At 68.6% G+C, this 14,684-nt stretch carries 12 protein-coding genes; 11 read left to right on the top strand and 1 reads right to left on the bottom strand.

The features are described 5' to 3' along the window. Positions 1–67 precede the first annotated feature (67 nt). The 8 genes from CJZ98_RS05575 (at position 68) to ccsB (ending at position 9,610) form a co-directional block, all read left to right on the top strand. Positions 68–823: a M15 family metallopeptidase gene (locus CJZ98_RS05575; RefSeq protein WP_094589190.1), complete on the top strand. Its 756-nt coding sequence runs from the start codon at positions 68–70 to the stop codon at positions 821–823. Continuing rightward, complete coding sequence (locus CJZ98_RS05570) at positions 820–3,513, top strand: U32 family peptidase (RefSeq protein WP_232756239.1); 2,694 nt, start codon at positions 820–822, stop codon at positions 3,511–3,513. The genes CJZ98_RS05575 and CJZ98_RS05570 overlap by 4 nt, the downstream gene beginning before the upstream one ends. Before the next feature lie 279 nt (positions 3,514–3,792). Next, positions 3,793–5,619, top strand: coding sequence for a translational GTPase TypA (gene typA, locus CJZ98_RS05565; RefSeq protein WP_094589188.1), 1,827 nt, complete (start codon positions 3,793–3,795; stop codon positions 5,617–5,619). 31 nt (positions 5,620–5,650) lie between these two features. Further along, on the top strand, positions 5,651–6,004 hold the full coding sequence (locus CJZ98_RS05560; protein WP_094589288.1) for a DUF309 domain-containing protein: 354 nt from the start codon (positions 5,651–5,653) through the stop codon (positions 6,002–6,004). A 268-nt stretch (positions 6,005–6,272) separates the two neighbouring features. Next, positions 6,273–6,626 (top strand): hypothetical protein, encoded by a 354-nt coding sequence (locus tag CJZ98_RS05555; protein ID WP_315861400.1) that lies wholly within the window; start codon positions 6,273–6,275, stop codon positions 6,624–6,626. Beyond that, on the top strand, positions 6,623–7,351 hold the full coding sequence (gene lptB / locus CJZ98_RS05550; RefSeq protein WP_094589186.1) for an LPS export ABC transporter ATP-binding protein: 729 nt from the start codon (positions 6,623–6,625) through the stop codon (positions 7,349–7,351). The genes CJZ98_RS05555 and lptB overlap by 4 nt, the downstream gene beginning before the upstream one ends. 71 nt (positions 7,352–7,422) lie before the next feature. Further along, positions 7,423–8,544 carry an LptF/LptG family permease gene (locus CJZ98_RS05545; RefSeq protein WP_094589276.1) on the top strand — a complete coding sequence of 374 codons (1,122 nt, stop codon included), beginning with the start codon at positions 7,423–7,425 and terminating at the stop codon, positions 8,542–8,544. Positions 8,545–8,623: 79 nt separating this feature from the next. After that, positions 8,624–9,610, top strand: a complete 987-nt coding sequence (ccsB, locus tag CJZ98_RS05540) for a c-type cytochrome biogenesis protein CcsB (protein WP_094589184.1) — start codon at positions 8,624–8,626, stop codon at positions 9,608–9,610. A gap of 130 nt (positions 9,611–9,740) precedes the next feature. Here the strand turns inward: ccsB and rpe are convergent, their stop codons facing one another. Then, positions 9,741–10,424 (bottom strand): ribulose-phosphate 3-epimerase, encoded by a 684-nt coding sequence (gene rpe, locus CJZ98_RS05535; RefSeq protein ID WP_094589183.1) that lies wholly within the window; start codon positions 10,422–10,424, stop codon positions 9,741–9,743. Positions 10,425–10,760: 336 nt separating this feature from the next. Here rpe and glpX point away from each other — a divergent pair, with 336 nt between their 5' ends. The 3 genes from glpX (at position 10,761) to CJZ98_RS05520 (ending at position 14,583) form a co-directional block, all read left to right on the top strand. Further along, positions 10,761–11,765 carry a class II fructose-bisphosphatase gene (glpX, locus tag CJZ98_RS05530; RefSeq protein WP_094589181.1) on the top strand — a complete coding sequence of 335 codons (1,005 nt, stop codon included), beginning with the start codon at positions 10,761–10,763 and terminating at the stop codon, positions 11,763–11,765. Positions 11,766–11,799: 34 nt separating this feature from the next. After that, positions 11,800–13,110: a glutamyl-tRNA reductase gene (locus CJZ98_RS05525; RefSeq protein ID WP_094589179.1), complete on the top strand. Its 1,311-nt coding sequence runs from the start codon at positions 11,800–11,802 to the stop codon at positions 13,108–13,110. A gap of 177 nt (positions 13,111–13,287) precedes the next feature. Next, complete coding sequence (locus tag CJZ98_RS05520) at positions 13,288–14,583, top strand: glucose-1-phosphate adenylyltransferase (RefSeq protein WP_094589177.1); 1,296 nt, start codon at positions 13,288–13,290, stop codon at positions 14,581–14,583. The last annotated feature ends 101 nt before the right edge of the window (positions 14,584–14,684 follow it).

Below are 14,684 nucleotides of genomic sequence, written 5' to 3'. Positions count from 1 at the left end.
CGGGGTATCCCTTTACCATCGTTCCACCACCGAAGCCATTGAGATCCCGGTGCCGCGGCCAGCGCCCATGGAACGCCGTCAGGGCCGCCGCGACTCCCGTGCCGCAGCTGCCAGCGGCCCTGACGAGATTCCCGTCGCCCGCCGCACGGTGTCGCCGGCGCTGCGCCGCTCCGGCAGGCGCCAGACCCTGGTCACCGCCACGCTGGTGCTCACGGCGGTGGGCGCTGCGCTGCTCGTGTTCCGCCAGCCCCTGGCCCGGCTGCTGGCCCCGCCGCCGGTAGCCGGCCTGGCCGCCCGCCTGGGCGCTGATGGACGGCTGCTCGGCCACTTCCCCTATGGCGAGGCCAAGGCCAGCGAGCTGGTGGCGATCGCCCCTGGCTTGGAGCTGCAGCGCGACGCGGCCGAGGCCCTGCTCGCCATGCAGCGGGCCGCCGAAGCCGATGGGGTTGACCTGCGGGTGCTCAGCGCCTTCCGCTCGATCGCCCTGCAGAAGCACCTCTTCTTTGATGTGAAGTCCGAGCGCAACCAGAGCGCCGAGGAGCGGGCCCAGGTCAGCGCACCGCCGGGTTTCTCCGAGCACAGCACCGGCTATGCGGTGGACCTCGGTGACGGCCGGGTGCCTACCACCAATCTCTCGCCCGCCTTTGAGCGCACAGAGGCCTTCGCCTGGCTGGAGGCCAACGCCAATCGCTTTCACTTCCACCTCTCCTTCCCCGCCGGCAACCGCCAGGGGGTGAACTACGAGCCCTGGCACTGGCGCTTCGAGGGCTCGGCCGAGGCCCTGCAGACCTTCGCCGCCGCCCAGCGGCTGGCGCGCCGATGAGCGACGACGACATGGCAGCGGCTCCACGCCCCGAACTTCTGTCGCCGGCCGGCTCCTGGGAGTCGCTCAAGGCGGCGGTGGCCAATGGCGCCGATGCCGTCTACTTCGGAGTGGAGGCCTTCAATGCCCGGCTGCGGGCCGAGAACTTCCGGCGCCGTGATCTGCCCGATGTGATGGCCTGGCTGCATGCCCGGGGCGTCAAGGGTTTCCTCACCGTGAACGTGCTGGTGTTCCCAGGCGAGCTGGCCGAGGCGGGTGAGCTGCTGCTGGCGGCCGAGCGGGCCGGCGTCGATGCCCTGATCGTCCAGGACATCGGCCTGGCCCGGCTGGCGGGCCTGCTCACGCCGGATCTGGCCCTGCACGGCTCCACCCAGATGTCGATCACCAGTGCCGCCGGGGTGGCCCAGGCCGCCGATCTGGGCTGCGAGCGGGTGGTGCTGGCCCGCGAACTCAGCCTGCGGGACATCGGCCGCATCCAGGCCCAGCTGCAGGCCCGCGGGCTGGGCATGCCCCTGGAGGTGTTCGTTCATGGGGCCCTGTGCGTGGCCTATTCCGGCCAGTGCCTCACCAGCGAGGCCCTGGGCCAGCGCAGCGCCAACCGGGGCGAGTGCGCCCAGGCCTGCCGGCTGCCCTACCAGCTGATCGTGGATGGGGTGGAACGGGATCTGGGCGAGCAGCGCTACCTGCTCTCTCCCCAGGATCTGGCCGCCTGGGACCTGCTGCCCCAGCTGGCGGCGGCCGGGGTGGCCAGCCTCAAGATCGAGGGTCGGCTCAAGGACCCCACCTACGTGGCAGCCGTGACCGACGCCTACCGCCAGGGCCTGGACCGGCTTGAGCCCCAGGCCCAGCGGCCGGAGGCCGAGACCGCCGCCGGCGAGCTTCGCCGCCACCTGGAGCTGAGCTTCTCCCGCGGGCTGGGCACGGGCTGGCTGGAGGGGGTGAACCACCGGCGCCTGGTGCAGGGTCGCTGGAGCAAGAAGCGCGGCCCCTGGCTGGGGCGTCTGGAGGCCCAGGAGCGGGGCGGCTGGCTGGTTTTGGCCACGGCCCTGGCCCTCAAGCCCGGCGATGGGGTCGTGTTCGAGGCCCCCAGCCGGGATCCCCTGGCGCCGCCGATCGAGGTGGGGGCCAGGGTGATGGCCGTGGAACGGCGGCCCGCTGGCCGGCTGGCCCTGCGGCTCGGTCCCGGCCGGATCGACACCGCGGCCCTGGGCCCCGGTAGCCCCGCCTGGCTCACCAGCGATCCCCAGCTGGACAAGCGCTTCGCCCGCATGGCCCAGCAGGAGACCACCGAGCGGCGGCTGCCGCTGCGGCTGCAGGTGGGCGGCCGGGCCGGAGAGCCCCTGCGGCTGCGGCTGGAGCAGGTGCCAGGGCTGGCGGGTGGCCCCTGGCAGGTGGAGTCGGCCGCTGCGCTGCAGCCGGCCACCGGCGCCGGCCTCGACGCCGAGCGCCTCACCGCCCAGCTGGGCCGGCTCGGCGGCACCCGCTGGCAGCTGATGCATCTGGAGCTCGCTCTGCCGCCCGGTCTGTTCCTGCCGGTGGCCCAGCTCAACCAGCTGCGGCGGGAGCTCGTTGCGCAGCTGGATCGGGCCCTGGCGGCCGGCGGCGGCCCAGGGCCCGATGCGGTGGAGGCGGAGACGGAGTCCGGGCGGGCCCGCCTGCCCCTGGCGGAGGCCCTGCGGCAGCTGCAGCCCGTCTCAGTTTCCGGCGGCTCAGATTCACGCGGCTCGGATTCCAGCGGCTCAGCCCTCAGCGTTCTGGCCTCCAGCGCCGGCTCGCCGGTGAGCCCCCCGATTCCGCCCAGCCAAACCGAGCCCCAGCTCACTGTGTTGGTGCGCAGCCTGGAGCAGCTCCAGGCCCTGGTGGAGCTTCCCGAGGTGCCTGCGGCCTCCGGCTCCGCCCTGCACCGTGTGGTGGCCGACATCGAACACCCGGCCCAACTGCGCCAGGCCGTGGCCCTGGGCCGGGGCCGCTGGCCCGGCGGCCTCTGGCTGACGGGGCCCCGCATCGTGCGGCCCGATGAGGCCTGGAGCCTGGAGCCGCTGCTGCGGGCCGAGCCGGACGGCTACCTGGTGCGCAATGCCGATCAGTTGGAGCGCCTCACTCCCCAGGCGCCCTGCATCGGCGACTTCTCCCTCAACGTGGCCAACCCGCTCACGGCCGCCTGGTTCCTGGAGCGCTGGGGCCTGGAGCGCGTCACCGCCAGCTACGACCTGGCCCTCGACCAGCTGCTGGCCCTGGTGGCCGGCTGCCCCACCGGCTCCCTGGAGCTGACCCTGCACCAGCACATGCCGCTGTTCCATATGGAGCACTGCCTGTTCTGCGCCTTCCTCTCCAACGGCCACGACCACACCGACTGCGGCCGCCCCTGCGAGCACCACACCGTCCTGCTGCGGGATCGCAGCGGCGTCGAGCATCCCCTCAAGGCGGACCTGGGCTGCCGCAACACCCTCTTCAACGGCAAGGCCCAGACCGCCGCAGAGGCCATTCCCCAGCTGCTGCGCTCCGGAGTTCGTCACTTCCGGCTGGAGCTGCTGGACGAGACCCCGGCCGACACTGGCCGCCGGGTCGGCCTCTACCTCGACGCCCTGGCCGGGCGGATCTCCGGCCGCCAGCTGTGGCAGCAGGAGCAGCTCGACAGCCGCCTGGGTGTGACCCGCGGCAGCCTGAGGCCGGACGGGGCACTGCGATAGCATTAACCCATCAGCACCGTAGGGGTCATCGGTCTATCCGATACCGGGTCTTACCCAATCGCAGCGTTTGGATCTCCTTGGGGTTTCCCTGGAGCCTGATCCAAGCAGCCTCTGTGATCTGTTCTGTGATCCGTCCAAGTCCTCCCCCGCCGATGTCCGACGTCCCGGCGATGGCATCCGCCATTCCCGCCCGGCTCTGACATCGGGACCACCGCCATCGCCGTTTCACCGGCCTGGTCGGCACGTGCCCTGAGAAGAATCCTCCCTGTCATTACCTGCATGAGCGCCGAGCCCACAGCCAACGGCAACCACAAGGCCACGCCGATCCGCAACATCGCGATCATTGCCCACGTTGACCACGGCAAAACCACCCTGGTGGATGCCCTGTTGAACCAGTCGGGCATTTTCCGCGACGGCGAGGCGGTTCCCACCTGCGTGCTCGACAGCAATGACCTGGAGCGGGAGCGCGGCATCACGATCCTCTCCAAGAACACTGCCGTCGACTACAACGGCATCCGCATCAACATCGTCGACACCCCTGGCCACGCCGACTTCGGCGGTGAGGTGGAGCGGGTGCTCGGCATGGTCGACGGCTGTCTGCTGATCGTGGACGCCAACGAGGGCCCGATGCCCCAGACGCGCTTCGTGCTCAAGAAGGCCCTGGAGAAGGGCCTGCGGCCGATCGTGTTCGTCAACAAGATCGACCGCGCCCGCGTCGACCCCGAGCAGGCCGTCGACAAGGTGCTCGACCTGTTCCTGGAGCTGGGCGCCGACGACGACCAGTGCGACTTCCCCTACCTGTTCGGTAGCGGCATGGGCGGCTACGCCAAGCCGGACATGAAGACCGAGAGCGACACCATGAAGCCGCTCTTTGACGCCATCCTGCGCCACGTTCCGCCCCCGGTGGGCGACCCCGAGAAACCCCTGCAGCTGCAGGTCACCACGCTCGACTACTCCGACTTCCTGGGTCGGATCATGATCGGCCGCATCCACAACGGCACCATCAAGGCCGGCCAGCCCGCTGCCCTGATCCGTGACGACGGCAGCATCAAGCGCAGCCGCATCAGCAAGCTGCTGGGTTTCCAGGGCCTGCAGCGGGTGGAGATCGCCGAGGCCCGGGCCGGCGACCTCGTGGCCGTGGCCGGTTTCGACGAGGTGAACATCGGCGAGACGATCGCCTGCCCCGATCACCCCGAGGCGCTGCCCCTGATCAAGGTGGATGAACCCACCCTGCAGATGACCTTCGTGGTCAACGACTCGCCCTTCGCCGGCAAGGAAGGCAAGTTCGTCACCAGCCGTCAGCTGCGCGACCGCCTGCAGCGGGAGCTGCTCACCAACGTGGCCCTGCGGGTGGAAGACACCGATTCCCCCGACCGCTTCGCCGTGAGCGGCCGCGGTGAGCTGCACCTGGGCATCCTGATCGAAACCATGCGCCGCGAGGGCTATGAGTTCCAGGTGAGCCAGCCCCAGGTGATCTTCCGCACCATTGATGGCACCCCCAGTGAGCCCTACGAGACCCTGGTGATGGATGTGCCCGAGGAATCGGTGGGTGGCTGCATCGAGAAGCTCGGCGTCCGCAAGGGCGAGATGCAGAACATGGAGAACACCAACGACGGCCGCACCCAGCTGGAGTTCGTGGTGCCCTCCCGGGGCCTGATCGGTTTCCGTGGCGAGTTCATCCGGGCCACCCGCGGTGAGGGGATCATGAGCCATTCCTTCCTCGACTATCGCCCCATGCAGGGCGATCTGGAGGCCCGCCGTAACGGCGTGCTGGTGTCCTTCGAGGAGGGAACCGCCACCTTCTATGCCCTCAAGGGTGCCGAGGATCGCGGTCAGTTCTTCATTACCCCTGGCACCAAGGTCTACAAGGGCATGATCGTGGGCGAGCACAACCGTCCGCCCGATCTCGAGCTGAACGTCTGCAAGGCCAAGCAGGTCACCAACATTCGCTCCGCCGGTGCTGAGGTGCTGGATACCCTGCAGTCGCCGATCCAGATGACCCTCGAGCGCGCCCTCGAGTACATCGGTCCCGACGAGATGCTCGAGGTCACCCCCGAGTCGATCCGCCTGCGCAAACTGCCCGCCAAGAAAGCCGCCAAGCGCTGAGGGCAGCGGCTTGGATGAGGATCTCCGCCTGATGGCCGACCCGCGTTTCGCGGAGGCCGTCAGGCTTTTCAATGCCGGCGACTGGTACGCCTGTCACGACGGCTTCGAGGAGCTCTGGCACGAGACCCAGGGGCCTGAGCGGGCCGCTCTGCAGGGGATCCTGCAGGTGGCGGTCGCCCACCTGCACCTGGAGCGGGGCAACCTCCGCGGCGCCACGGTGCTGCTGGGGGAGGGGCTCGGCCGGCTGCGGCCCTACGGCGCCTCGGCCCTGGGGCTCGATCTGCAGGCTCTCACCACCATCGTGGCGGCTCGCCTACGGGCCCTGCAGGAACAGCGCGACCCCGATGCAGAACCGCTGCCACGACTGGAGCCTGCCCCCGGGTAATCGGACCCGTTGGCCTTAGGTTGGGTCCCTTGCGCGTCTGGGGGCCGGGTTGGCAGCAGTACACAGGCCGAGCCCGATTCGCCGGGGTCCGTTAGGGAGCCGCTCCCTGCTGCCCTCTCCAGCGGCCTGGGGCTCCCTGCTGGCGCCAGCCCTGGCCCTGCTGCTGCTGCCCCTGGCCGCTGCTGGGGCCCGGGCCCAGGGCCTGGGTTCGCCTGTGTCCGCGCCAGTCCCTGCCAGCCCGGCTGCGGCGCCTGCCCCTGCCCCTGCCGTGACGCCCACCACGGGTCAGGTCACCATCGAATCTGACCTGCAGCGGGCCGACCAGGTCACCGGGGTGGTCACCGCCACCGGCAACGTGCGCATCGTCTATCCCGACCGCCGCGTCGTGGCCACCTCCCGTCAGGCCCAGTACTTCAGCAAGGAGGGCCGGGTGGTGCTCAGCGGTGATGTGGATGTGATCCAGGAGGGCGGCAATCACCTGCGGGCCGAGCTGGTGACCTACTTCGTCGAAACCGAGCGAGTCCTGGCGAACCCCGCGGCGGGCCGCCAGGTGTTCAGCACCCTGCGCATCGAGTCCACCCCCACGGCATCGCCGACCCAGCCGGCTCAGCCCACGCCATGAGCCTCAAACTCGATCATGTCGTCCTGACCATCGGCGGCCGGCCGCTGGTCAAGGGTGTCACGCTGGACCTGGAACCCGGCGAGGTGGTGGGCCTGCTTGGCCCCAACGGCGCCGGCAAGACCACCACCTTCAACCTGGTGACGGGCTTGCTGCGCCCCAACGCCGGCCGGGTGCTGCTGGAGGGCCAGCAGGTGCAGGGTCTGTCCATGCCCCGGCGGGCGCGGCTGGGCATCGGCTATCTGCCCCAGGAGGCCAGTGTGTTCCGTACCCTCAGCGTGCGGGATAACCTCATGCTGGCCCTGCAGCAGAGCGGCACCCCCCTGGGCCAGCGCCGCCAGCGCCTGGAACAGCTGATCGACGACTTCCACCTGCGGCCCTTCGAACACCGCAAGGGCTTCCAGCTCTCGGGCGGTGAGCGTCGCCGCTGCGAGGTGGCCCGCGCCCTGGCGGTAGGAGAGGAGGGGCCCCGCTACCTGCTGCTCGATGAGCCCTTTGCCGGGGTGGACCCCCTGGCTGTCGCCGACCTTCAGGAGCTGATCGCCCGGCTGCGGCAGAGGGGCATGGGCATCCTGATCACCGACCACAACGTGCGCGAAACCCTCGCGATCACCGATCGGGCCTACATCCTCACCGAGGGCAGCATCCTGGCCGCCGGCCCGTCGCGTGCCATGGCGGAGGATCCCCAGGTGCGCCGCCACTACCTAGGGGAGGGCTTCCGCCTGTGATCGCTGCTCTGACCGATCCCCTGCAGCGCCTGGGCCTGCGCCTCCGGCGCCAGTGGGAGCAGCTGCCCCTGATGGACCGCTGGCTCTCCAGCGAGCTGGCCGGCCCGCTGATTTTCGGGGTGGCCGCCTTCACCACAGTGTCCCTGTCGGTGGGAGTGGTGTTCGAGCTGGTGCGCAAGGTGGCCGAGGCGGGTCTGCCCGTGGCCACGGCCCTGCAGGTGCTCGGCCTGCGGCTGCCGGGTTTTCTGGTGCTCTCGTTCCCGATGGCCACGCTGATGGCCACCCTGCTGGCCTACAGCCGCTTGTCGAGCACCAGCGAGCTCACGGCCCTACGCAGCATCGGCGTCGCCACCTGGCGCATGGTGCTGCCAGGCCTGCTGGTGGCGACGTTGATGAGCGGTCTCACCTTCATGTTCAACGACGCCATCGTGCCGGCCACCAACCTCTCGGCCTCCGACACCCTGGATCGGGCGCTGGGGAGGGCCCTGGCCTCGGAGCGCGGCCGCAACATCGTCTATTCCCGCTTCGGCCGGGTTCGGGCCCGCGATCCCAAGGGCGATTCGGAGCGGGGCCTGACCCAGCTCTTTTACGCCCGCGAATTCCGTAAGGGCGAGATGTTCGGCGTCACCCTGCTGGATTTCTCACGCGAGGGCCAGCAGCAGATGCTGATTGCCGACAAGGGGATCTGGAATGAGGCCCGGGGCATGTGGGAGTTCCGCGATGGCCGTATCGTCAACATCGACGCGGCGGTCAACAGCACCACCACGGCCAATTTCGATCGCTACTTCTATCCCTTCACCACGGCTCCGATCGCGATCGGCAAGCTGCCGAACGATGCCACCCAGATGAGCGTGGCTGAGGCCCTGCAGGCCGAACGGCTGCTCAACCAGGCCGGAAACCAGAAGGAGGCCCGGCGGCTGCGGGTACGGATCCAGGAGAAGTTTGCCTTCCCTGCCATCTGCCTGGTGTTCGGCTTGATCGGCAGTGCCCTGGGGGTGCGGCCCAATGCCCGCACCAGCCGCAGCCAGGGCTTCGGCATCAGTGTGCTGCTGATCTTCGGCTACTACCTGATGTCGTTTATCTTCAGTTCCCTGGGGGTGAAGGGCACGCTGATGCCCTTCATGGCCGCCTGGATGCCCGTGTTCATTGGCCTGGCCGGGGGGCTGTGGTTGTTACGCCAGGCCAGCCGTTGAGGCGGGGCGTCGCCGCTGGAGCCCTGATGGCCCGCCCCACGCGGCAGACTGAGCGCACCTCCAACGCCACTCCTGTTCCGTGACCGATCCGGTGCTTGCCCTCGGCCTGGCGGCCTTCGCCCTGCTGCTGGTCGCCCTGCCGCTGGCCTTCTGGAGCGTGAGCGGCGGCGGCCAGGGCAGTACCGCCGTCCGCCTGATGGTGGCGGCGGCCAACCTCAGCCTCACGGCCCAGCTGGTGCTGCGTTGGATGCAGTCGGGCCACTTCCCGATCAGCAACCTCTACGAGTCGCTCTGTTTTCTGGCCTGGGCCTGCACCCTCACCCAGCTGCTGGTGGAGCGCAGCTGGCCTTCGCCGATCGTGGCCGCCGCCGCCACCCCCATGGGCCTGGGCTGCGTGGCTTTCGCAAGCTTTGCGCTGCCCGATCAGCTGCAGCAGGCCGCTCCGCTGGTGCCGGCGCTGCGCTCCAGCTGGCTGGTGATGCACGTGAGCGTGATCATGGTGAGCTACGCGGCCTTGCTGGTGGGCTCGTTGCTGTCGGTGGCGGTGCTGGTCACTGACCGGGGCCAGGGCCTGGAACTGCGCAGTAGCTCGATCGGCAGCGGCGGCTTCCGCCAGGCCCAGCGGATCGCCCCCACCGCTCCCCAGCCCGAGGTGCTGGCCTACGCCAGCGTGGTTCCAGCACGCGCCTCCGCTACCGCCACGCTCGCGCCGCCGCCGGCCCTGCAGCTCTCCAGCGCCAGCATCAGCCTCAGCGAGCAGCTCGACAGCCTCAGCTACCGCACCATCACCGTGGGCTTTCTGCTGCTCTCGATCGGCATTGTGAGCGGCGCGGTGTGGGCCAATGAGGCCTGGGGCAGCTGGTGGAGCTGGGACCCGAAGGAGACCTGGGCCCTGATCTGCTGGCTGGTGTATGCCGCCTACCTGCACACGCGCCTGAGCCGCGGCTGGCAGGGCCGCCGGCCGGCCCTGGTGGCCTCGGCAGGCCTGGTTGTGATCTGCGTCTGCTACATCGGCGTGAATCTGCTGGGCATCGGCCTGCACAGCTACGGCTGGTTCCTGAGCTGAGCCCCACCAGGCGCGGCGTCGCCAAGAAAAAGCCCCGGAAAGCCAGCTGGCTTTCCGGGGCTTGTTGGCAGTTGAGGGCAGCGACAAAGGGGCACGAGGCCCCCCTCTTCGCGCAACCAGTGCCCAGGGCTCAGGCCGCCACGGCCACCGGGCGCTTGCTGTTGCGGATGCCGGTGATGGCATCGGCGTAGCTGGGCTGGTTGAACACGCCCGAGCCGCTCACGATCGCGTTGGCGCCGGCTTCGATCACCTTCCAGGCGTTCTCGGCCTTGATGCCGCCGTCCACCTCGATCCAGGGATCCAGGCCCTTCTCGTCGCACATCCGGCGCAGGTCGCGGATCTTCTGAACCTGGCTCTCGATGAAGCTCTGGCCACCGAAGCCGGGGTTCACGCTCATCACCAAGACCAGGTCGCACAGCTCCAGGCAGTACTCCAGGGTGTCGATCGGGGTGCTGGGGTTCAGCACCGCACCGGACAGCTTGCCCAGGTCCTTGATCTGGGCCAGGTTGCGGTGCAGGTGCGGGCAGGCCTCCACCTGGACGGAGATGATGTCGGCGCCGGCCTTGGCGAAGTCGGGCACATACTTCTCAGGCTCGACGATCATCAGGTGCACGTCCAGCGGCTTGGAGGTCACCGGGCGCAGGGCCTCGACGATCAGCGGGCCGATGGTGATGTTGGGCACGAATCGGCCGTCCATCACATCCACGTGGATCCAGTCGGCGCCCGCCTGATCGACGGCGCGCACGTCCTCGCCGAGGCGGGAAAAGTCGGCGGAGAGGATCGACGGGGAGATCACCAGGGGCTTTGTGCTCATGGAGGGGCCACCGGGGCGCGGGGAGATTGGGATTGTAGGAATCGGCCTTCGCCCGGCCCCGGCGGGGCCTGACGGCCGTCGCTGATACAGTGGACGGCGCTCAAAGCCCGAGAGGCCCTGCAACTGCTGAACACCGGCCCGAATCGCCGGGCCCGGCACCAGGGAGCACTTCCCAGCCGGCCCCCACAGGCGACTGTGCCGTCCGTTCCGCCCGTTGCCCGCACCATTCCCTCCGACCCCATCGCCTCGCCGTTGCCGCCTTGGCTGCGCCGGCCCTGATGCGTCCGTCGAAGCCCCCTCTCCCCCGCTCAAGCCCCCTCCCTACGCCGGACCGCTGTGGATCGCACGCTGATTCAGGAAATTCTCGAGGTCGTCGAACAGGCCGCCATCGCCTCCGCCGAACTCACCGGCCTGGGTAAGAAGGACGAAGCCGATGCCGCCGCTGTGGAGGCCATGCGCAAGCGCATGGGCCAGATCCAGATGCAGGGCCGCATCGTGATCGGCGAGGGCGAGCGCGACGAGGCGCCGATGCTCTACATCGGCGAGGAAGTGGGCAGCGGCACCGGCCCCGGTGTCGACTTCGCCGTGGACCCCTGCGAGGGCACCAACCTCTGCGCCAACAACCAGCGCGGCTCGATGGCGGTGCTTGCAGCCTCCGACCGCGGTGGCCTGTTCAACGCCCCCGACTTCTACATGAAGAAGCTGGCCGCTCCCCCGGCCGCCAAGGGCAAGGTGGACATCCGCAACAGCGCCACCGAGAACATCAAGATCCTCAGCGACGTGCTGGGTCTGGCCGCTAGCGAGCTGGTGATCGTGGTGATGGACCGCGCCCGCCACAAGGACCTGATCGCGGAGATCCGCTCCACCGGCGCCCGCGTTCAACCCATCTCCGACGGCGACGTGCAGGCCGCCATCGCCTGCGGCTTTGCCGGCACCGGCACCCACGCCCTCTTCGGCATCGGCGCCGCCCCTGAGGGCGTGATCTCGGCCGCCGCCCTTCGGGCCCTGGGCGGCCACTTCCAGGGCCAGCTGGTGTATGACCCCGCCGTCGCCCAGACCTCCGAGTGGGCTGACTACACCAAGGAAGGCAACATCGCTCGCCTCAATGAGATGGGCATCACCGATGTCGACAAGGTGTACGAGGCCGAGGAGCTGGCCTCCGGCGAGAACGTGGTGTTCGCTGGCAGCGGCATCACCGACGGCCTGCTGTTCGACGGCGTCAAGTTCGAGACCGACTGCGTCCGAACCAGCTCCCTGGTGATCAGCACCCTCGACAACACGGCCCGCTTCACCAACACCATCCACATCAAGGACGGGGCCAAGAGCATCGCTCTGCGCTGAATCCACTCCCACCCAGCGCACGAGGTCAGCCTCCATGCACATTGCCGTCGTCGGCCTGAGTCACCACACGGCTCCGGTGGAGATCCGCGAGCGGCTCAGCATCGCCGAGCAGACCATGGAGGATTCCCTCCAGCGGCTGCGCGCCGACGAGCAGGTGCTGGAGGCCTCCATCCTCAGCACCTGCAACCGGCTGGAGATCTACACCCTGCTGCGCCATCCGGAGCAGGGCGTGACGGCGGTGGGAACATTCCTGAGTGAGGTGTCGGGGCTTGAGCTCGGCGATCTCACGCCGCACCTGTTCACCTATCACCACGAGGAGGCCGTGGGTCACCTGATGCGGGTGGCCGCCGGCCTCGATTCACTGGTGCTGGGGGAGGGCCAGATCCTCTCCCAGGTCAAGAAGATGTACCGGCTCGGCCAGGAGCACCGCTCGATCGGGCCGATCCTCAATCGCCTGCTCAACCAGGCCGTGAGCACCGGCAAGCGGGTGCGCACCGAGACCAACCTCGGCACCGGCGCTGTGTCGATCAGTTCGGCGGCCGTGGAGCTGGCCCAGCTGAAGGTGGGCCAAGCCCGCGGCGTCGACGATCTGGTGCCCCTCGATCAGGAGCAGATCGCCGTGGTGGGTGCCGGCCGCATGGCCCGCCTGCTGCTGCAGCACCTGCAGGCCAAGGGGGCCAAGGGCGTGGTGCTGCTCAACCGCACCGTGGAGCGGGCTGAGCAGATGGCGGCCGACTTCCCCGGACTGCCCGTCCAGTGCCGCCCCCTCAGCGACCTGAACCACTGCCTGAGCACCTGCTCGCTGGTGTTCACCAGCACGGCGGCCGATGATCCGATCATCGATGCCGAGCGCCTGGGCCGGCTCAATCGCCGCTCCTCGCTGATGCTCATCGACATCGGCGTACCCCGCAACATCGCCGCCGATGTGGCCGGATTGGGCGGGGTCGAGTCCTATGACGTGGACGACCTGCAGGAGGTGGTGGCCCGCAACCAGGAGGCCCGCCGCGAGATCGCCGCCGAGGCCGAGGGACTGCTGCAGGAGGAGGGTCGCCAGTTTCTGGAGTGGTGGGACGGCCTGGAGGCCGTACCGATCGTCAACCGACTGCGGCTGCAACTGGAGGACATCCGCGAGCAGGAACTGCAGAAGGCCCTCAGCCGCATGGGGCCCGATCTCTCGGCCCGGGAACGCAAGGTGGTGGAGGCCCTCAGCAAGGGCATCATTAACAAAATTCTGCATACTCCCGTCACCAATCTGCGGGCGCCCCAGCCGCGTCAGCAGCGCCATGTGGCCATGAAGGTGATCCAGGATCTGTTCGAGCTCTACGACAGCTCGGCCGAGGCCTGAGTCCCTGCGGCACCCCTGGACGGAAGCCGGCGATCGGCTGCGGGAGCATGGGACCTACCTGCAGTGGCAGAGCGCTAGGACGCCTGTCTTTTTGACCCAATGTGCGGCGCCATGCAGCGGTGCCGCAAGGCCATCGTCTAGCGTTTCTAGAGCCTTACAATTCCTGGGGAAGCGGAGATGAAGCGTGTTCTGGCCATCATTCTCGGCGGTGGCGCCGGTACCCGCCTCTACCCCCTAACCAAGACCCGCGCCAAGCCCGCCGTGCCGCTGGCTGGCAAGTATCGACTGATCGATATTCCCATCAGTAACTGCATCAACTCCGGCATCAACAAGATGTACGTGTTGACGCAGTTCAACAGTGCCTCGTTGAACCGTCACCTCACCCAGAGCTACAACCTCTCTTCCGGTTTTGGCCAGGGCTTTGTGGAGGTGCTGGCAGCCCAGCAGACCCCCGAAAGTCCCTCCTGGTTTGAAGGAACTGCCGACGCGGTGCGCAAATACCAGTGGCTGTTCCAGGAGTGGGATGTGGATCACTACCTGATCCTCTCGGGTGACCAGCTCTACCGGATGGACTACAGCCTGTTCGTGGATCACCACATCCACACGGGCGCGGATGTGAGCATTGGCGCCCTGCCGGTGGATGCCGCCCAGGCCGAGGGCTTCGGCCTGATGCACACCGACAGCGTCGGCCGCATCCACGAATTCCGCGAGAAGCCAACGGGCGAGGCGCTCAAGGCCATGTGGGTGGATACCTCACGCCTGGGTCTCTCATCCGAAGAGGCCCTGAAGCGGCCCTACCTGGCCTCCATGGGCATCTACGTCTTCAGCCGCGACACCCTGTTTGACCTGCTGACCAAAAATCCCAACTCAACCGATTTCGGCAAGGAACTGATCCCCACCGCCCTGGAGCGGGGCGACAATCTGCAGAGCTTCCTTTTCGACGACTACTGGGAGGACATCGGCACCATCGGCGCCTTCTACGAGGCCAACATGGCCCTCACCGACCAGCCCAATCCGGCCTTCTCCTTCTACGACGAGAAGTTCCCGATCTATACCCGTCCCCGCTATCTGCCGCCGAGCAAGCTGCTCGATGCCCAGGTGACCCAGTCGATCGTGGGCGAGGGCTCGATGCTCAAGGCCTGCAGCATCCACCACTGCGTGCTGGGGGTGCGAACCCGGGTGGAGGATGAGGTGGTGCTGCAGGACACCCTGGTGATGGGGGCGGACTACTTCGAGTCGAGCGAGGATCGGGCCGTGCTGCGGGAGCGGGGTGGCACCCCGATCGGCGTGGGCCGGGGCACCACGGTGCGGCGCGCCATCCTCGACAAGAACGTGCGCATCGGCCGCAACGTCACCATCGTCAATAAGGATCACGTCGAGGAGGCGGACCGGCCCGAGCTCGGCTTCTACATCCGCAACGGCATCGTGGTGGTCGTCAAGAACGCCACCATCGCCGACGGCAGCGTGATCTGAGCCAGCCCCAGCCCCCGCTCGGTGCGCTCTCTCTCACAGAGGCCCCTGAGTTCCAGCGCCGCCGCTGCGCCCTCGCCACACTGAGGCCAGTCAGCACAGGC

Source organism: Vulcanococcus limneticus LL (genome assembly GCF_002252705.1).
GTDB classification, from domain to species: Bacteria; Cyanobacteriota; Cyanobacteriia; order PCC-6307; family Cyanobiaceae; genus Vulcanococcus; species Vulcanococcus limneticus.
This window is presented reverse-complemented; position numbering and strand designations above follow the sequence as displayed.